The sequence below is a fragment of the Streptomyces sp. NPDC057565 genome, from assembly GCF_042801455.1.
GTDB classification, from domain to species: domain Bacteria; phylum Actinomycetota; class Actinomycetes; order Streptomycetales; family Streptomycetaceae; genus Streptomyces; species Streptomyces yanii.
Window position 1 is genome coordinate 19,836 of the sequence record NZ_JBHVFU010000037.1, and the last position, 18,866, is coordinate 38,701.

Sequence of the window (18,866 nt, forward strand, 5' to 3'; positions counted from 1 at the left end):
CATGTTCGACGAGGCCCTGGACATCCCTGCGCAGCAGTTGGACGAGTCCCCGGACGCGGTGAGCGTGAGCGCAGAGACTGCGGTTCTGGGCGCGTGCATGATGGCCACCGGGGGGTACGACCCGATCCCCGGCGCCGCGCAGATCCTGAGCGATGACGGTGACTGGTACCGACCGCACCACGAGACGATCTGGCGGGCGATCCTCGCTCTGCACGGCCGGAGCAAGCCCACCGGTGTGCCGATGGTTGAGGCGGAGCTGCGCCGCAGCGGTGACCTGAAGCGGGTTGGCGGCTTCGTCGAGCTATCGCTGATCGCCGGCCAGGCGTGCACCTCGGTCGAGGTGGAGCACTACGCGGAGATTGTCCATGGCTACGCCCGCCTGCGCCGCTACCAGCAGACCCTCGTGCGCGGGATGCAGACGGCCCGTCAGGGCGACCCGGCCAGCGTCACCGACGCCATCGCCGCGCACCAGGCCGAGCTGGAGCACCTTGCCGCCGACCAGACCGGCGACGACGGGCTGTTCGGCCGGTTCAGCGACGGCCTCCAGGAGCACCTGGACGGCCTGGAGACCACGGTGGAGGCGGCTGCGATCACCGGGCTCACCGACCTGGACCGGGTGCTCAAGCTGCGGCCCGGGAACGTCGTCGTCGTGGCCGGGCGCCCGGCCATGGGCAAGAGCGCGATGACGCTCGGTGTCGCGCTCGCCAACGCCTCCTCCGGCCGGACCACCCTCGTGCACAGCCTGGAGATGGGTAAGGAGGAGGTCACCAACCGCGTGCTGTCCAGCAAGTCCCGCGTCGCCCTGCACCACCTCATGGAGGGCGGACCTGCCGTCACTGACGACGACTGGACCCGCATCGCCCGCCGCATGCCGGATCTTGAAACCCTGCCGCTGTGGATGGACTACACCCCCCGCGTCACGCCCGGCCTCGTCCGCACCCGCATCAAATCCCTGATCCGCCAGACGGGCCAGGCCCCGCTGGTGGTCATCGACTACGTCCAGCTCATGTACACCGACCAGCGCAACTCCCGTCAGAGCCCTTACGAACGCGTCAGTGAGGTCAGCCGCGAACTGAAGATCATTGCCGAGGAGACCGGCGCGGTCATCATCTGCTGCGCGCAGCTCAACCGCGGATCCGAGCACCGGGAGGGCAAGCGGCCGCAGACGTCCGACTTGCGCGACTCCGGGCAGCTGGAGCAGGACGCGAGCGGCATCATCCTGTTGCACCGCGAGGATGCCTACGAGCCCGAGAGCTCCCGGGCCGGCGAGAGCGATCTCATCCTCAGCAAGAACCGCAACGGGCCCACGTGCACGATCACAGTCGCCCACCAGTTCCACTACAGCCGCCTGCGCGACATGACCGCCGAGCCCGAATGATCGTGGCGACCCGTCTACTCCAGCCGCCCCATAAACCCCCTGTACGGGGATCTTGCTGACGATCACTCACCTCGGAGTCCCTCGGGTCGTCCGGGGTGGAGATCGGCGCTCAGCGGCCCGTACAAACGATCAACGACAGGAGTAGTTCCGTGGGCATCATCGGCGACAGCCTCGACAAGGTCGCCGCGAACACCGCGACCTGCCCGATACCGAAGTCGGCCGGCGCCCAGATACGGTTCCTCGTCAAACACGAGAAGGGCTCCACCCGGACCGTCGCGCAGCGCCTGGGCATCTCGCAGCGCACCGTGGAGCGTTACCTCAAGGGTCAGATCAAATCTCCTCGTCCCGAGCTCGCGGCGAAGCTTACGAGCGAGGGACCCTGGTGGTCATTCGCTGAGTGGGTGTTGCTGGGGCGCCTCGGTTCGGGATGATCGTGGTGCGGCCGGTTTCTGTCTGTCCCGGTCGTGGGGGTGGGTCGGGGTGTCGATGGAGCCGCAGCCATGGCCGGAGCCGGCGGCGGAGGTCGCGCGGGCCACCGGGTAGTAGACCCGCTCATCCGCCCAGCAGGTGGTCACGGTGACCACGCCACGGTCGATCTTCCCGACCGAGCCGAGGTACTGCTTGCCCACGTGCGCTGTCGCGCTGCCGTCCTTGCCGTCGCCGGAGTCATCGACCACCAGTAACCCGCCCGGATGCGGGGCGGTGGCCGGGTCGGCCAGCAGCAACTCCAGGCGACGCGCGTTGACCGCTTCCTGGCTCCAGGTCGACTCGGACAGGAAGAACTGCAGCCGCTGTACCGCCGCATGCTGGGCGCCGGCCACCGGTTTGGTGCCGGCCAGGCAGGCCAAGCGTCTTGTTGCGATCGCGGGGAAGGAGCAGCCCGCCCAGGTACTCGCGAAACCCACGCCGCTGGGCCAGCGTCTCGAAGAGATCATCGAAGTGGACGGCGTACGCTTCCAGTGGACCGGGCGCGGGCGGACACGGCAACAGCTTCGTCATCTCAAGTTTCCCAGGCCGTAGTTGACGCCTCCCCCCGGCCTACTCCCGCACGAATCCGCCGTCAACAAGCCACGGCACCCTCAAACCGCACGTCAGTCCGAATCGCAACGGATGGTCGTTCTGGGCCGTCACTGCCACAGGGCAGCTCTTGCAGAGCATCCGGTAGAGGACAGCCTGCCACCTCGGGTTGGGCTACCTGGCGTCACGTTCGTGGGGTCCGGGCGGGATTCCGTGGTCCTTGAGGGTTTTCCGGTGTGCGCACGAGGCTGGTTGACTTGATCCCGTGCGGGCTGTCGACGGCGGGCCTCCGGCCAGGCAGTCCGTGCACTGACGTACCGCTGTGGCTCATCGAAGGAAGAGAACGTGGAGCAGTTCGCCGCAGGCAAGGTTCTGCGCAGCAGGTACCGGCTGGACCGGATTCTGGGCAGAGGGGCGATGGGGCACGTCTGGCGGGGGACGGACGTGTATCTGGAGCGTCCTGTCGCGGTCAAGACCGTCGCCGCGGATCTTCTGGCTCTGCCCGACTGGCGCCACACCGCCCTGGCGCGCTTCGAGAGGGAGGCCAAGGCTGCCGCTCGTCTGGACCACGCCAACATCACCACCGTGTACGACGCGGCCGTCACCGAGGACGTCTGCTGCCTGGTGATGCAGCTCGTCGACGGGACGACCCTCGACAACGTCGTCGACGGCGCCGACGACGGGCGCCTGTCCGTGTCCGCCGCGGTCTCCGTGGCCGCGCAACTGTGCTCGGGGCTGTCCGCCGCGCACGCGGCCGGCCTCGTCCACCGCGACCTCAAGCCCCAGAACGTCATGGTCCGCACCAGCGGCCTGGTCAAGATCCTCGACTTCGGTCTCGTGAAGGTCCTCTCGGACACCGACCCACAGCTCACCATGACCGGCGAAACGCTCGGCAACATCACCTATGCCTCGCCCGAACTCCTGGCCGGGGAAGGGTCGTTGGACGGTCGCAGTGACCTGTACGCGGTGGGGTGCCTGCTGCACCACATGCTCACCGGCCACCCTCCCTTCCGCGGTCGGGGTCCCGCCGAGCTGGTGACCCAGCACCTCACCGCGATCCCGCCCCGGTTGGCCGACCGCGGTGTCGACGCCCCGGCCGCGCTCCAGGACCTGTCGCACGCACTGCTCGCCAAGCGTCCCGAGGACCGTCCCCGCGGTGCGGGTGACGTGTACGCGGCTCTCGCACCGTACCTGCCGGCACCCGACCCGGCGTTCGCCACCCGCAGGATGCTGCCGGAGGATCCCCGGCGGCCGTTCCTCGTGCCGCAGGGGCCGGTCGCGCCGCAGTAGCCGAGGCGAACCGCGGCACGGCCCCGGTGTGGGTCATGCCGCGGCCGGCGGCCGGACCTCTATCAGTTCCTTGAGGAACGGGCTCGGCTCTCCGTGCCAGAAGACGTCCAGGCTGTCCCGGGCGCGCGTGGCCGCCACGAAGAGCAAGGACCGGGCGCGCTGCATCTCCGTCCGGTGACGTGCCGGGTCCGTGGCGCGCCGCCGCTGTACGTCCGCGCGCGGCACGAGCCCGTCAGTCACCCCGGCGATGATCATGCGCTGGTATTCCAGACCCTTGAACCGGAACATCGTGCCGATGTGGACGCCGCTGTCGCCGCGGGGTCCGTCCGGGCCGATCTCCAGCGCCAGAATGCCATGCTCCCTCAACGTGTACGCGACCTCGCGCGCCATGTCGTTGGTCGGCACGGCGATGGCGATCTGCTCGTGCGGCACCTGTCCCCAGGACTCGATCAGCGTGGCGATCGCCTCGCGCTCGTCCTGCCAGTCGCCCAGCCGGTGCAGGTCCGGTACGCCACCGCTGAGCACTGAACGGTATCCGGCCAGTGTCTCGGCGCTGCCGTCGAGGTCGTCATACTTCTCCTCGCCGAGCACGTTCAGCGCGGAGCGCAGGATCTGCCGGGTGGTGCGGTAGCTCAGAGACAACTTCGACGACCGGCCGCGGATGTTGATGCCGAGGCTGCCGAGGGTCACCTGGTTCTTGTAGATGCGCTGGTGAGTGTCACCGACCAGGAACAGGTCGTTGCGGTCCGGGGCGGTCATGGCGCGCAGCATCTTCCAGTGCGCGGGCCGCAGGTCCTGGGCCTCGTCGACCACGATGTGACGGTATCGGTAGCGCAGCCAGCCCCCCGAACCGTCTGCCACGTGGATGTTGTCAAGGCCGCCCGCCTCCTCCCGCCGGCGGTCAATGTCCTGGATGCGCCGGGCGCGCGCGACCTCCAACTGCGCTGCCCGCTCCGCGATCTGGTCCCACGTCTGGACTCCGAGCCGGTCCAGACGCTGGGTGAACCGCTCGGCGAGCTGCCAGATCTCGGCGCGCTCGGCGCGGGTGACCGTGCGTCCGCGTCCGGCGCGGCGGGCACGGAAGTAGTCCGTGCGGGAGGTCACCGCCTGGCCGAGGATGACCTGCGTCCATTCGTCGTGCAGGAACTCCGCGTCCCAGCCGTCCTCGCCGAGCTCGTCGAGGAGCGAGCGCCACTCGCGGACCGCCTGCGCCTCGTCGACGATCCGCTTGCGGTTGCCCGGTTCCGCCTCCCGGACGGTGCGCAGCGCGAGCTGGTCGACGTTGCTGATCTCGACGCGCGACAGCAGCGTCTCGCCGCCCAGGGCGAGCAGCCGCGAACGCAGGTCCGTCGCGAGGTTCTTGTTGTACGTGGTCAGCAGCACCGGCTTGGTCCGGCCGGCCGGGAGCCGCTCGACCAGGTGCCTGACGCGGTGCAGCGCCACGATCGTCTTGCCGGTGCCCGGCCCGCCGCCCACGCGCGCCGGACCGCTGTAGTCCCGAGTGACCAGCTTGGCCTGGGCGGGGTGCAGGAACACCTTCCAGCGCCCGAAGTCGTCGCCCTCCAGCGCCTCGCGCAGAGCGTCGTCGGTCGTGGTGACGATGGTGGCGGGACGTTCGACGGCGGCCCGGAAGTCCTCGGGGTCCACGGGGTCGGGGACCGCGACGGGAGCGGTGACCTGCTCCAGGACGTCGTCGTACTCCTTGCCGTCGTATAGTGCCAGCAGCACCTCGCCGCTGAGCTGCGGAGCGTACTCGACGAGGCCGAGGAGCTGATCCTCGGTGGTCAGCGCGGCGACGACCGGGACCAGGGACGGGGCCACGCCCAGGTCGGTGAGCTGCTGCTCCGACCACTGCGCGAACAGCGGCTGGGGGTCGGCCGGTGCGGCGGGCCGAGGCGGCTCGGCGGGTGTGGTGCCGGGGGGAACCGCAGGAGCGAGTACCTCCTCCTGCACGACCTGCAGATCCACATACTCGATGCCGCCGGTGACGCGGTTGACCGAGTACGTGAGCCGGTCTAGGTGCGCGTACACGTCCTTGCGGTGCTTGACCGAGACGATCAGCCAGTCGTCGTCGGCCAGCCGCAGCAGCAGCGCGCGGTACTCGTCGTTGACGCGCGCCGAGTGCAGCTTGTCGTGCCCCTGCAACTGCTTGAGGCGCAGGCCCGCGGAGTCGGGGTTGGTCTTGAACTTGTGCTGGAAGTCGTAGATCGCGCCCTTGACCGGGCGGGAGAGTTTGAGGATCTCCCGGTCCGCCTTGTCGAGCAGGCGCAGTGTCACGTTCTTGCCGGTCACGGCTGTTCGTTCTCCCCGTCTTCCGTGGTGGTGCCGTCCGGCTGATTACGACCTTCCCGGTCGCCGGATGGTTGTGCGCCGTCGAGGCGGTTCGTGATGTCGTCTGCGGTCCAGCCGGCGGCGGGCCGCACCTCCCAGTCGGCCGCGGCGAACGCGCGGTCCCGGTCGATGGCCTCCGGATCCGCGTCCTCTCCCTCCGGCGGGCGCGGGGCGAGGACGATGCCGACGCGTGCGGCGGGCCACGCCAGCTCGGCAAGCCAGCCGTTCTCGTCCAGCTCGTAACCGTCCTCGGGGGCCGCGACACCGCGCACGGCTAGGGCCTCGGCGAGCGCGAGCAGACCGGGCTCGTCCGGGTCGAGGTACTCGACGACCCGGTCCCACGCCGAGTCCCGGACGGGGGCGGTGGCGCCCGCGGTGGACGCCTCGGCGATCGCGGGGGCCCGCGGCGAGGGCGCGGCGGTCTCGGCCGGCGCGGTCGCGGTGACGGTGAGCGTGGCGCGGACACTCTCCAGGACACCGCTCCCGCCCGTGACCGCCAGCGTCTCCACGGGGAACCCGTCGAGACGGCCGGTCGTCAGCTGGACGGCGTCGCCGCCGCCGGTGTCCAGGAACTGGAGCAGGTTGGACCAGTACAGCCAGGCCCGCCAGCGGCGCTTGTGCGCCTCCTCCCGGGCGTGCACGCCGGGCGCGTCGTCGAGGAGGACGATGCCGGTCCACGCGGGGGGCTTCGCACGGCCGTCAGCGGCGAGGACCAGCGGCAGCCCCGACCGGTCGGTGACCGTGAACAGCTGCACCAGGCCGGGCGGCCCTGCGGGTGTCGTGCCGCGCAGCGCCGCCGTGATCTGCTCGCCGAGCACGTCCGGCGGCAGCGCGACGGGGCGGGCCCCGGCGCCCATGAAGCCCGCCAGGGCGGCCTCCGCCCGCCACTGCCAGCGCTTGGCGTCCGGCTGGCGCAGATACTCCACGAGCTGGACGGCCGGGTTGACCCACACCGTCTCCGCAAGCTCACCAGGCAGGGCGCCCCACACCTTGGCGTAGTAGTCGCGGGCCTTGCCGCGAGCCTTGTCCTCGTACGGTTCCCACGCCGGGTCGGCCGGGCCGGCGCCCGCGTAGCCGGTGTTCCGGACACGGCGCTGCCATTCCCTCACGTCGCCGTAGGTGAGCTGGAAGACCCTGAGCCCCTCCGCGCGCAGCCGTGTCCGCTTGTCCGCGTCGTCACCGACCCGGTTGTGCTCCCGGCCGGCGTGGAACTCGTAGCCGTCCAGGTAGAGGGCCACGCGGGGGCCGGGAGCGTCGACCCGTTCGAACAGGACGTCGGGGCGGGTGCCGTCGAGGACGCGCTGTTGCGACACCCGCCAGCTCAGCGTGGTGCCGTCGGCCGCGGTCAGCCGCAGGTCCAGCGCGTGGGTTCCGGCCGGCGTTATGTAGGCGTCACCGCTCGCACCGCTCTCCGGGAGTCCGGCCCACTCCCGCAGCGTGTCGATGAACAGGACTTCGAGATCGCTCTCGGCCTGCCGGTGCATCGGGATGTGCTGGGTGGTGGCGACGGGCGAGGTGTGCCAGCGCTCACCGTCCGCGCCGAGCAGTTCGTCCAGCATCTGCCGGACCTCATTGCGGCTGACCTTGTCGTAGTCGGCCGGGGGGACGCGGCGCAGCAGGCAGCGGTGACAGCCGTCGAGCCCCTTCTCCAGACAGCCGCAGCCCTCGATCACCTCACGGGCCTTCAGGAGGACCTCACGGAAGCCGTCGGAGGTCGCCAGGCGGTGCAGGTACCCGGTGCCGCCGGGCAGCCGGTCGTACACCACGAGGAACCGACGCGGCCAGTCGCGGTCCTCGCCGTCCGGCATGGACGCGGCGGTGATGTCGATGTGGTCGGGGTCGCCGCCGTAGCGGGCCGCTATGCCCGCGAACAGTGCGGCGGTGAACGAGGCGAGCCGCTCCTTGGCCCGCGCGACGGACGCCGGCAGCAGGATGCGGACGGCCTCCGTCGTCAGCTCGTGCGCGAGCAGCAGTGGCACGTCCGTCCCGGCGCCCTGCTCCTCCCCGCTGCCGAGCAGCCGTCGGCGCGGGCACCACAGTTGGTGGTGGGCGCTCGCGCGGGTGGAGCGGGCGAGGGACGCGGTGAGCGCGTGCTGCGACTGGTCGACGACCGGCCGCCCGTCGGCCGTCGCCCCACCACAACTCGTGCACACGTAGAACGGGTTCAGACGCACGTCGTCACCGGCCAGCGGAACCGTGCTGCTGCCGTCCTGCCGGTCGACCCCCAGGTTCAGGGTGCGGACGACGGCCTTGCGCGTGAAGTCGGCGCCGAAGACCGCGGTGTCGTGCCGCCACGATCCGGCCGTCAGATGCGCGGGGTCGATGTCGACCGTGGTGAGGACCGCGTACCGCCTCCGGTCCCGCTCGTCACGGTCGTCCCGCACCCGGGCGTCGTCCCGCTTGTCCCGGGACATCACCCGCCGGGGCTCCAGCACATGGTGCACACAGCCCGCGTCGGCGATCTCCCGGGAACCGCACCGCGGGCACGGCGAGGTGTCGTTCTTCGGGTCGCCGTGCGTGCGCGCGTAGCCGCAGGCCGGGCACAGGCGCCACACCGCCCAGGCACGCCGCTCCGGGCTGCCGATGTCGAGGGCGCGCACGACGTGCCGGTAGCCGTTGACGTAGAAGCTGTTGCCGGGCGCGAGTTCGGTCAGGGCCAGCTTGCGGGAGCGCTCGTAGTCGCGCACCTCGCTGCGGTACACCCACTCCCGGCGCTCGTCGTGGCCCTCCGGGGCCTCCGGGCCCTCGTCGTCCCCGGCGGCCTCCTTCCAGTAGAGGGTGGCCTCCAGCGAGGTCGTCGTGTCGGTGAGGCTGTAGTTGGGCAGCAGCCCCAGTTCGACGAGGGTGCCGTGCGCGCTGGTCTGGCTCAGCTCGCGCAGCAGCTCGCCCGTGGCGCGCCGCTCAGCGAGCAGCTCGCGCCGCTCGGCGCCCTGTTCACGGTCCTCGGCGAGCAGCCCGTCCACGGCGGTGTCGATGGCGGAGATGCGACGGCGCAGCTCCTCGCGGCGCACCGTCCACTCCTCCTCGGCCTCCTGGAGGGCGCGCGCGATGCCGCCGGTGGCGTAGGCACGCAGTTCGTCCGCCGCGTGCGCGGACACCCCCCGGTCGTCGTCCGGGCCGCCGGGCGCCTGCGGGAACAGCGCCAGGAACTCCTCCACCAGCCGCGCCCCGTGGGTGAGCGCCGCGTCCGACAGGTCCTGGCACCAGCCGGTCGTGCCGAACAGCGCCGACGACAGGCGCGGCACCGGCATGAGCGGCTCGCCGTCCGCCGTCGTCAGCTCGCCGCGCGCCGCCCGGTCCAGCAGGTGGGCCGTGTACTGCCGGCGCAGGATCTCGACGGCCGACAGGTAGCAGCCCGGCGGCACGATGTCACCGGCGATCATCTCGGTCGGGTCGTCCAGGTAGTACCGGTCGCGGGCCCGGCGCCCGCCGAAGGCGACCACCAGGGCGTTGCCGGTCCTGCGTCCGGCGCGTCCGGCACGCTGCACGTAGTTCGCCGGGCCGCCCGGCAGCGAACCGAGCAGCACCGCCGACAGGTCGCCGATGTCGATGCCCAGTTCCAGGGTGGGCGTGCAGGAGAGCACGTTGGGGTCGGTGTAGTGGGTGCCCTGCCGGAACGTCCGCTCCACGCGCTCCCGTTCGGGCCGGGTCAGCATGCCGGTGTGCTCGGCCGTGACCACCCGGTAGGTGCCGCCGGTCAGGTACAGGCGGCGGTAGTAGTCGGTCCGGTAGTCGCGCTCCAGCTTCCCGCCGAAGCCGCCGCTGCCCGCCCCGGTCGACGACGTGCCGTACTGGGGAGGGGTGAGGAGGCCGGTGCAGCGCCAGCGCGGGCAGGGGTGCCCGTACCAGCGGGTGCGCCGCTCCGGCGGCACCACCTGCTGCCAGCCGCACTCCTCGCAGGACACGAACGCCTTGTTGACCAGGTCGTCCGCCAGCAGCCGTACGTGGATGTGGCCCGGTTGCAGCCCGTAGACGCGGGTCGTGCGGTCCTTGGCGGTGCGCGCCGACAGCACGCCCTCGTCCGCGAGGACCGGCAGCAGCCTGCGCAGGTACTCGGTCGCCTGCACGGCGTCCAGGCCGAGGCAGCGCCGCGTCCAGTCCTGGTACCAGGTGCCACGACCGGTGATCGTGTCGAACTTCGTCTTCTCCTTGGGACCGGCGAGCAGGAACCTCGGCGGCGCCACGTACCCCTCGGGGAAGGCCGGCATGCCCTCCGGCCGCTGCCCGGAGATCAGGTACTGGTTGACACCCGCTTCCCTGATCCAGGTGTCCAGCCACCGGTGCCGCACGCCGCCGCGCAGCCGCACCCGCTCCAGCAGCCCCCGTACGTACGCCAGGTACCGCTCGGACGTGGGCAGGCCGCCGTCCAGCCCCAGCTGGCCCGGCAGCGTGAGGTGCAGGTCGCGGGCGAGCGCGACGATCCGGTCCGGATCGGCGACCACCACCTCCGCGGCCGTGGTCCGGGTCAGCTCCAGGGTGCGCCCGAGCCGCGAGCGCAGCCCGAACTCCATCACGGTCGCGAAGGCGAGCCGTTCGCCGATGAGCTTCCAGGTCCGCGCGTCCCCGGTGCCGCGCCCCGACAGCAGCCGGTCCACGCCCGGTTCGTCGTGCAGGTCCGGCGGGACGACCGCGGCCAGCGTCTGCGGGTCGTCCACGGAGTCCAGAACCTGGCCGATGAGGTCGTTGAGCGGAACCGGCGCACCGGCTTCGTCCAACTGGTGCGCCAGCAGCGAGCGCAGCGAGAACTTGTACGAGGCGTTGGCGACGTACCCGGCGCGGTGCGCCGCGTCCTGCGTGGAGTCGTTGAACAGCAGCGTCTTGCGCTCCTCCGGCGCCAGCGCGATCTCCTGGCCGCCGGTGAAGAGCTGGGTGACCGTGACGGAGGCCAGCGCGGCGAGCGCGGTGCCGAGGAACCTGATGCCGTTGTCCGTGTCGCAGGCCGGACAGGTGTCGTCCTTGGCGGCCTGGTCGGCGGTCTTGTTGTCCAGGATCGCCCGCGCGAACCACGCGTCCTGAAGCCCCTCCCCGTCCTCGGCGACCGGCAGACGGTACGTGCTCTGCGCCCCGTCCAGCACCACCACGGACTGCGGGTCGACACCACCCGCCTGCTTCGGAGCGGTGCCGGTGAGCGCCGCGAGGGCGTCCCGCGCCTCGGCCGGCGTCGCCGAGATGAAGTACCGCAGCCGCCGCTTGTCCCGCCCGACGGCCGCCGACCAGATCCGCTGCGGGCTCGTCTCGAGCTTCTGCGGATCGGCCTCCGGGGACAGCGCCGCCCAGCCCGAGCGACCGCACACACGGCAGTAGACCGCGGGCAGGTGCACCTGGGCAGGCCGCTGCACGGTGTCCGAACCCGGCAGCGCCTGGGGCCGGCGCGAGTCCGCCGTCGGCCACTCGTCGCCGTCGGACGAGTCCTCCGAGGCGGACGCCGCGGTGAGCGCGGAGCGCCGCGCGACGGTCCGCTCGTCCTCGTACCAGCGGAACTCCGGCTTGGCGCCCACTCCACCGAGGATCCGGCTCACCGGCCGGACCCACAGATGCGCCTCGATGTGCAGCAGCGGACGCGGCCTGCGCTCGTCGGACCCGGGGTCCCGGGCGGACGACAGCAGCGCCACGAACCGCGACAGCGCCTCCAGCGCGAGCCGCGGGCTGTCCCGCGCGGTGCGCGCCCACGCGTAGCCGAAGCGGGCCATACGGTCCCGCAGCCCCCACTCGTCGAGCGGCTCGCCGTTCAGCAGCGCGAGCACGCCGTGCGTGAAGTCGTGCTTCTTCAGCAGCCGCCCGATCTGGAAGGCGTCCAGGCCGCGCCGCCCCAGCAGCCGCTCGGCGAGCCCGTCCAGGTCGAGGCGGTCCGGGTCGGACTCGACGTCCGGTCCGCCCGAGACGTCGATGACCTCCTTGGGGCTGGGCGGCTCGGGCAGCTCGTAGTCGATGTCGCCGACGAAGTCGTCGGCGCTCAGCCGCTCCTCGCCGATCACCGCGTCCGGACCGAACGGCACGCCGAACACCTGCTCGGCGACGGTGAGGATGCCGCCGGTGTCGCCCCCGCCCTCGCCGAGGGTCGCCGAGGTCGCCACCGGGCAGATCGACCCGAGCGGCCGCTCCGGCTTCGAGGCGCCCACGGCCGCCGCCAGCCGCCGCAGCAGCATCGCCACGTCGGTGCCCTGCGCGCCGTCGTAGGTGTGGAACTCGTCCAGCACCACGTACGCCGGGTCGGCCCCCTCCCACAGCGGCCTGTCCTCGGCCCGCTGCAACAGCAGGTCCAGCATCTTGTAGTTGGTGATCAGCACGTCCGGCGGCGACTGGCGCATCTCCTCGCGCCGCGTCATCACCCGCCGGAAGTCCGTGTCCGGCTTGTCCCCGATGTAGAGACCGGCCGTCACCTGGGCCAGTTCCGGCTGCGTCAGGTAGTCGCCGATACGGCCGGCCTGGTCGGTGGCGAGCGCGTTCATCGGGTACAGCAGCACGGCTTTCACCCCGCGCCTGCCCAGCACCTTCTGCCGCCGGCAGTGGTCGAGCACCGGGATCAGGAACGACTCGGTCTTGCCGGACCCGGTGCCGGTCGTCACGAGCGTGGGCTCGGCCGCCCCCCGGTACGTGCTCAGCCGCTCCCAGGCCTTCGCCTGGTGCCGCCACGGCGTGAACGACGGCTGCCACTCCAGCGCCGACCGCCACTCGTCGCCTGCGGGGTGGAACGGCGTCCTGATCCGCAGGTAGGGCCCCCGGAAGATGCCTGCCTCCGGGTCGTCGAGGAAACGCTCCAGCGCGAGCCGCGTGTCCTCGTCGGCCAGCGCGTACGTCGTCGTGAGGTACTGCGTCAGACTGCCGCGGAGCTGAGCGGCGGCCAGGGTGGGCTTCACGAGGACCTTTCGGACAGGACGGTTACCGGGACCGCCGGGTGCGCGGCGCTGTGACAACCCGCGAAGGCACCGTGACGATCAGCGTCAAAAATAACGCCCACCTCGGACAACGGCACCCACCTGGTCGAATGCCAGGCCTCCCTGAAAAGGGGTCAAAAGGGCGAACGCGGCATACGGTCGCGATCGGCCGCCGCACCCGCGTGACCGCGCCCCGTCCCGTGGTGCGGGGGCTGCTCGCGACGCCGAGCGCCGGAACCAGGCCCGGCGCATCCACGGCGCCGTGAACGGCCGGTCGTCAGCACACCCTTTGACAAGGTCACGCATATGCCACTGGCATAATCCGCACATGTCGCGTCAAGAGACCATCCAGCACGCGCCCGACGAGGGCATGCTCATGATTCCCGGCGATCCGGCGCGGGACTACGTCACCGCCTTCGCGGTCTTCGACGACTCGGTACCCGCCCTGCGCGCCTTCGTCCTCAGCCAGTTGCGGAAGGACCGAGTGGTGCCCGCCCCGCCGGGGGCGAAGTTCGACCTCGGCATACCCGTACGCCTCGCCCTCGTCCCGCGGCCGGACAACGACTACGACCCCCGCGCCGTCTCCGTCGCCGCCCCGCCGCACCACGGCGGATCCGTACTCGACCGGCACATGGGTTACCTGTACAGCAGCGCCCTCCACGTCACGAGCGAGAGCATCCGCCGGCTCACCGACGAGACCGGGACACCCGTGGGCTGCCACGGCTGGATCCAACTCTACGCACTCGAGGACGACGGCTACTTCTACGAGGAGGAGGACGGCCAGGACGTCGACGAAGGGTGGGAGCCCGACCACGACCGGCCGTTCTCCTGGGCGGAACAGAAGGAGTTCGGCCACGGCATCGGGACCCTGCGCATCGTCCTGCCCGCCCGGGACACCGTCCGCGCACTCGTGGACGACTACCTGGAAGAGCATCAGCCGACGCAGGCCGCCGGGGTCACCGAGGAACCCTCCGGCACGGACTCCACGCCCCCGTCCCTCGTCGAGCAGACGCTGCGCCGCGCGCTCTCGGAACGGCTGGGCATCGCGATGAGGACGGCCCTGCACCACCGGGCCACCGACGGGACCTGGGGCCGGGAGACCGAACGGGACCGGGCGCGCCGGCGCCGGGACGCCGAGGCCGCGCCCCTGCCGCGGGCCTGGGAGGCATTCCGGGAGAAGCCGCACGGTTTCAGGGGGCTGCGCGCCACCACCCGGTCCGTCTTCCACCACACCAGGATCCTCGTCCTCGACGAGACCGGGGTGGAGGTCGGCCAGTACCACGACCCGGACGGCCCGCTCACCCTCGTCGACGAGCGGACGCGCGCCGAGGCCCTGGAGGCCCTGCGTGCGCACGGCGTGGACGTGGAAGCGCCCGAACGGCTTGACGCCCTGGGCGATTTCCCCGACGCCACGGTCGTCGTCCGAGACGGCATGTGGTCGATCCGGCTGCCCAAGGACGGGATGCCGCTCTCCGCGCTGCCCGAAGCCGGCTGGTACGACCCGGACTCGGGGACCCTCGCCGTCTACGCCGGTCCGTTCATCGAGCCGATGACGGTGCTGCTCCGCCGACACGGCGTCAGCCCGCTGCTCGTCACCTGGGGCGCACCGCGCGAGGACGTGGAGAGGCACAACTTCCGGGCCGCGTTCGCCCCGTCGGAGATCAGCCCCTTCAGCAGCTCCAGCCGGGTGACGGAGGCCGTACGGCGCCTGATTCCCGAGCGGCACCGCAGATGGCTCAACGTCAAGCCGGCCCCGGCGCAGTCGTCGGACGGCTTCCTGCCCCCGCTCGTCGACGACGCGACCGACAACTCCTACTACCGGCGTGCCCTGGAGTCGCTCTTCGGCGCTCCCGTGGACCTCGAACACCGAGGGCCGTGCCGGCTGTGCGGGCGCTCGGCCCAGTCGGCCCGCCCGGGCCTCCACTACTGCCACCGCTGTTGCGGACTCGCGCTGGGCGGAGTGCTGCGGGACAACGGCGCGGACGGCGAGTGGACCGAGGCGATCGTGTACGCCGTCCGACGGCTCGCCGAGATCGAGTTCTCCGGACCGCCGTCCCTCGCCCAACTGGACCGGATCTCCGTCCCGTTCACCGACGCGTCCCTCGTGGACGAGGCGATGCTCTGCCGCTTCCTCGTCCCCCGGCCCGGCTCCACGCTGCTGAGCACCCGCCCGGCACGCCCGGCCCGCACCTGGACGGAGTGGCTCCAGTTCGCGGACCTGCTCAAGGACGGGATGCGCTCGTCGATGGGCATCGTCACGGTGGCCACGGACGGCCACCTGTGCCGCTCACTCTTCGAACGACACGTGGACGACTTTCTGCACCACTGGGGCGTGGCGCACGAACAGGAGCCGCACTACCCGCGCCATCCGGAACTCAACACGACCGGGCTGCGCGCCGACTGGCGCCTCGCCGACGGCACGTTCGTCGAGGCGCTGGGGCTGATGGCACGAGAGGCGTACGCGGCCAAGGTTGCCCGCAAGCGCGAACTGGCCAGCCTTTCCGGCCTGCGTCTCGTCACGGTGACGGCCCAGGACCTGCACCGCCTTCCGGAGATCTTCGCCGACTGGCTCCCACCGGCCACGCGGTGAGGGACGGCGCCTCGCCGCGTGACGGAGGGCGTCCTGGGACGGCTCCCTGATCGCGGGACGGTCTCGGGCGAACTGCCCGCGTTCGGCTGTGTCCGGTGCGTCCGACTCCTCTCGTTCTCGCGCTCAACCGATGTCGACGACCGCCCACACCGTCTTGCCGGGACCGGGCAGGCGGTCGGTGACGCCCCAGTCGTCCGCCAAGGCCGTGACGAGCAGGAGGCCGCGACCGGACTCGGACTCGGCGTCAGGGGGAGTGGGGGAGGCGACGGTGGGCCGGCATTCGGCGCGGGTGTCGGAGACCTCCAGGCGCAGCCGCCCCCCGTCCGCCTCGGTGGCCAGCCGGACGTGGAAGTCCCGGCCGGGGACCCGCCCGTGCCGTACGGCGTTGGCGCACAGCTCGGCGGTGATCAGGGTCATCGTCTCGTTGACGTCGCCGTCGTACGGGTGCCCCCAGGAGTCCAGGCACTGCGAGACGAACAGGCGGGCCAGGCGGGCGCCTCGCGGGGTGGATGCGAAGGCCATGGCGAACTCGGTGGCGTCTGGGGGGCGAAGGGGAGGGGAGAGCGGGATGCGAGGGGTGTGCATGGGCTCAGCGTCGCGGCCGTGCCGGGCGCGCCACCAGGAGCGACGCTTGTACGGGAGTGTGCTGTACACGAGGCGGCGGGCCGCTGTGGGGATGTGGTGTCGACTTGCCGGAGGACGCCGGTTCCGGCTGCGTCGAGTGGTCCCCGTGGCGGACGGCCGCCTCGTACCTTGTCCGGCGTCAGACCCGGCAGCAGCGATCCCGAAGCTCGGAGATGATGGCCTTCTCGCGCGCGTTGACGTCACCGTCCACGGAGGCGACCCGGTCGGCTGCGTCGAGGATGTCGCTCAGATCGCCCGGCTCGGCGTCTATGCGCTGCCACACCTCAGCGGGGTCGATGTCGACGAGGTTCGCGAGTTGCTCGTCGACCACCTGATGCCGTTCCCGGACCACCCTCACCAGGTGCCGCATCAACAGCGCCTCATCGTCGGCGATCTTGCGGTTCGCCCTGATGACGAGCCACGCCACCCACAGCATCAACTGCGGGTGCTGACTCCGCTTGCTCAGGTTCTCGGCGAGTTCGATTATCCGCGCCTCGTTCCGGAAGACGGCCTGCGCGTGCCGGCCGGCGAGGAGCGTGGTGTAGCGGTTCAGGACCACGGCGAGGGGAACGCCGACCAGGGGGATACCGATCTTGATGACGTTCTTCTGCAGGAGGTGCTTCCCGACGACCGGGAGCGCCTTCGCGGCGGCGAGTGCGTCTCCGGAGTAGAAGCGCTTGATCAGCGGCCGCATGATGGCCGGGACGGCCTTGGTCACACCCTTCTGGACCGTTTCCCCACTCTTGATGGTGAAGGCCACGCGGATGAGCTTCCACATGTCCTCGGGGTCGGACATGTCGAGCGGGACCCGATAGAGGACTGATACGTCGTAGGCCAGGCGGAGTTGGAGCCGGCTGATGAACGCGACGTCGACCATCATGGTTGTGACGGCCGCCGGGACGGTTGCCGGCGAGGCACCGCCGGCGCTGCCGAGGGTGGCGACGACGGTTGCCGTGTAGGCGCCGGCGGAGAGTCCGCCTTCGAGCGCGGCGTACCGAGCCGCCATCTTGATCCGCTGGTCGACGATGCCATCCGCGGGTACGCCCTGGTACCGCTCCTGGAAGTACTGCCAGTCGACCTTTTCGGTGTAGGAACTCATGGCCTGGTGCATGAGCTTGGTGAACCAGTTGCCCGACTTGATATCGTCCGCGCTCAGGCCCTTGATGAACTTCTTGAGTTCGGCCCGCTCCTCCTCGACGACCTTCCGGTCGGCGTCGTCGTCTCCGTCGGTGTCGACAGCGTCCATCGGAGCATCGGTCACGGCGAGTTCCCCCCAGGCGGTTCGGCGAATAGCCAGGTCGCGAGGCTTGGACGTCCTCGCTGATGTTTCAACACGGCTGCGCAGCGAGCAGCGCATTGGCTGACTGTTGTCATGTCACGTTGAGCTGCACCCTAACTGGTCATCATACGATTTGCGCCAGAGCGTCGACCTTCGTCATGACTGCCTTCACCACGGCAAACGGCGTCACGGGCAAGGCGATTTGGAGCCGCGAAGTCCCGGTATGCGGTCGGGCTCACCCGCGTACGAGCTTGTACAGAACGGTGCTGTACGCCGGGGAGGGTGCTGGTACGCGGTGCGGGGGAAGTGGTGCCGAGTCAGGGGACAGGTGCGGTGCGTGTCTCTATGGTGAGCGGAGAGTGAAGGTTGCGTGCTGTGCGGCAGGTTTCTGTACCGGCGGTTCTGGGCGGGCGGGGCGAGGGGAGACGGCACCGTTGACGGGGAACGGCGAGAGCGAGACGGGCATCCTGCGGTGCTTCGGGCAGCAGGTGCGGTTACTGAGGACAAGTCGGGGGCTGACACGGGCGGAGTTGGGAGCGAAGCTCGGGTACAGCGAAGACATGGTCACCTCGGTGGAGCTTGGGCGGCGCATCCCGAAACCGGAGTTCATCGACCGGGCGGACGCGGTCCTGGAGGCCGGCGGCCTGCTGACGGTGATGAAGGAGGAGGTCGGGCGGGCTCGTTACCCCGCCTTCTTCCGGGATGCGGCGAAGCTGGAGGCGGAGGCGGTTGAGCTGCATGTTTACGCCAACCAGGCCGTGCCGGGGTTGTTACAGACGGAGGAGTACGCGCGGGCGGTGTTCGACGTTCGCCGTCCCCTCTTGGACGAGACGGTCATCTCCGAGCGGGTGGCGGCCCGCCTTGCCCGGCAAGAGATCTTCGACCGCAGACCGCTGCCGACGATCAGCTTCGTGATCGAAGAGACGGTGTTGCGACGGCCCATCGGTGGGTGGAGCATCTGGCGTGGGCAATTGGAGCAGATCTACCTCCGTGGGCAGGGGCGAAACGTCGAGATGCAGATCATGCCGACCGAGGTGGTCCAACACGCTGCACTGGCCGGTCCGTTCACCTTGATCGAAACGGTCAAAGGTCAGAGGATCGCCTATGTGGAGGTGCAGAAGGAAAGCCATCTCTTCCACGAAAGGAGTTCCGTGCGTGAGTACGAGGAGCAGTACGGCATCCTCCGGGCGCAGGCGCTGACACCCCGCGAGTCGTTGCAACTGATCGAGAAGCTATTGGGAGAGCGATGAACGCCGTGGACGAAGCGCAGGCGGTCGATGGACTGGTCTGGCGCAAGAGCACCTACAGCAGCGGCGAGGGTGGCGAGTGCGTGGAGGTCGCTGTCGCTGACGGTGCCGTTCACGTGCGGGACTCGAAGCAGGTGGAGGCTGCACCCATGCTGAGGGTGAGCACGGCGGCGTGGACGGCGCTGCTTGAGGCGGTCTGAGCAAGGAACCTCGATGGTGGGCGCTCCTCGTGGAG

10 protein-coding genes and 1 pseudogene are annotated in these 18,866 nt (G+C 70.7%); 6 read left to right on the forward strand and 5 right to left on the reverse strand.

Going from position 1 to position 18,866, the window contains the following annotated elements; all coding sequences use genetic code 11:
- The first annotated feature begins 1 nt into the window (after nucleotide 1).
- Nucleotides 2-1,378: a replicative DNA helicase gene (locus tag ACFU8W_RS36875; protein ID WP_384047185.1), complete on the forward strand. Its 1,377-nt coding sequence runs from the start codon at nucleotides 2-4 to the stop codon at nucleotides 1,376-1,378.
- Between the two features lie 149 nt (nucleotides 1,379-1,527).
- Nucleotides 1,528-1,752 (forward strand): annotated as a pseudogene (gene tpg / locus ACFU8W_RS36880) (telomere-protecting terminal protein Tpg); the annotation flags it as partial.
- A gap of 12 nt (nucleotides 1,753-1,764) precedes the next feature.
- Here the strand turns inward: tpg and ACFU8W_RS36885 are convergent.
- Complete coding sequence (locus ACFU8W_RS36885) at nucleotides 1,765-2,313, reverse strand: transposase (RefSeq protein ID WP_384047090.1); 549 nt, start codon at nucleotides 2,311-2,313, stop codon at nucleotides 1,765-1,767.
- A 427-nt stretch (nucleotides 2,314-2,740) separates the two neighbouring features.
- Here ACFU8W_RS36885 and ACFU8W_RS36890 point away from each other — a divergent pair, with 427 nt between their 5' ends.
- Nucleotides 2,741-3,685 carry a serine/threonine-protein kinase gene (locus ACFU8W_RS36890; protein ID WP_384047093.1) on the forward strand — a complete coding sequence of 315 codons (945 nt, stop codon included), beginning with the start codon at nucleotides 2,741-2,743 and terminating at the stop codon, nucleotides 3,683-3,685.
- Between the two features lie 33 nt (nucleotides 3,686-3,718).
- Here ACFU8W_RS36890 and ACFU8W_RS36895 read toward each other — a convergent pair whose 3' ends face one another.
- Both ACFU8W_RS36895 and ACFU8W_RS36900 read right to left on the reverse strand, forming a co-directional pair.
- Nucleotides 3,719-5,977 carry a UvrD-helicase domain-containing protein gene (locus ACFU8W_RS36895; RefSeq protein ID WP_384047096.1) on the reverse strand — a complete coding sequence of 753 codons (2,259 nt, stop codon included), beginning with the start codon at nucleotides 5,975-5,977 and terminating at the stop codon, nucleotides 3,719-3,721.
- Entirely contained in the window at nucleotides 5,974-12,873 is a 6,900-nt protein-coding gene (locus ACFU8W_RS36900) for a DEAD/DEAH box helicase (protein WP_384047099.1), read from the reverse strand. The genes ACFU8W_RS36895 and ACFU8W_RS36900 overlap by 4 nt, the downstream gene beginning before the upstream one ends.
- Nucleotides 12,874-13,219: 346 nt before the next feature.
- Between ACFU8W_RS36900 and ACFU8W_RS36905 the strand changes: the two genes are divergently transcribed.
- The gene (locus ACFU8W_RS36905; protein WP_384047102.1) at nucleotides 13,220-15,481 is read left to right on the forward strand and encodes a hypothetical protein; all 2,262 of its coding nucleotides are present in this window, start codon (nucleotides 13,220-13,222) and stop codon (nucleotides 15,479-15,481) included.
- 123 nt (nucleotides 15,482-15,604) lie between these two features.
- On the opposite strand, the gene ACFU8W_RS36910 is transcribed toward ACFU8W_RS36905, so the two are convergent.
- Nucleotides 15,605-16,066: an ATP-binding protein gene (locus ACFU8W_RS36910; protein WP_384047105.1), complete on the reverse strand. Its 462-nt coding sequence runs from the start codon at nucleotides 16,064-16,066 to the stop codon at nucleotides 15,605-15,607.
- Nucleotides 16,067-16,244: 178 nt separating this feature from the next.
- Entirely contained in the window at nucleotides 16,245-17,366 is a 1,122-nt protein-coding gene (locus ACFU8W_RS36915) for a hypothetical protein (protein WP_384047108.1), read from the reverse strand.
- Nucleotides 17,367-17,818: 452 nt separating this feature from the next.
- Between ACFU8W_RS36915 and ACFU8W_RS36920 the strand changes: the two genes are divergently transcribed.
- Both ACFU8W_RS36920 and ACFU8W_RS36925 read left to right on the forward strand, forming a co-directional pair.
- Nucleotides 17,819-18,634, forward strand: coding sequence for a Scr1 family TA system antitoxin-like transcriptional regulator (locus ACFU8W_RS36920; RefSeq protein ID WP_384047111.1), 816 nt, complete (start codon nucleotides 17,819-17,821; stop codon nucleotides 18,632-18,634).
- Nucleotides 18,631-18,831, forward strand: a complete 201-nt coding sequence (locus ACFU8W_RS36925) for a DUF397 domain-containing protein (protein ID WP_384047114.1) — start codon at nucleotides 18,631-18,633, stop codon at nucleotides 18,829-18,831. The genes ACFU8W_RS36920 and ACFU8W_RS36925 overlap by 4 nt, the downstream gene beginning before the upstream one ends.
- Nucleotides 18,832-18,866 lie beyond the last annotated feature (35 nt).

What these genes read in the sequence shown, in the direction of transcription:
- ACFU8W_RS36885 (WP_384047090.1), bottom strand. Translation starts at nt 2,313, where the DNA reads ATGATCTCTTCGAGACGCTGGCCCAGCGGCGTGGGTTTCGCGAGTACC.
- ACFU8W_RS36925 (WP_384047114.1), top strand. Translation starts at nt 18,631, where the DNA reads ATGAACGCCGTGGACGAAGCGCAGGCGGTCGATGGACTGGTCTGGCGC.
- ACFU8W_RS36905 (WP_384047102.1), top strand. Translation starts at nt 13,220, where the DNA reads ATGTCGCGTCAAGAGACCATCCAGCACGCGCCCGACGAGGGCATGCTC.
- ACFU8W_RS36875 (WP_384047185.1), top strand. Translation starts at nt 2, where the DNA reads ATGTTCGACGAGGCCCTGGACATCCCTGCGCAGCAGTTGGACGAGTCC.
- ACFU8W_RS36910 (WP_384047105.1), bottom strand. Translation starts at nt 16,066, where the DNA reads ATGCACACCCCTCGCATCCCGCTCTCCCCTCCCCTTCGCCCCCCAGAC.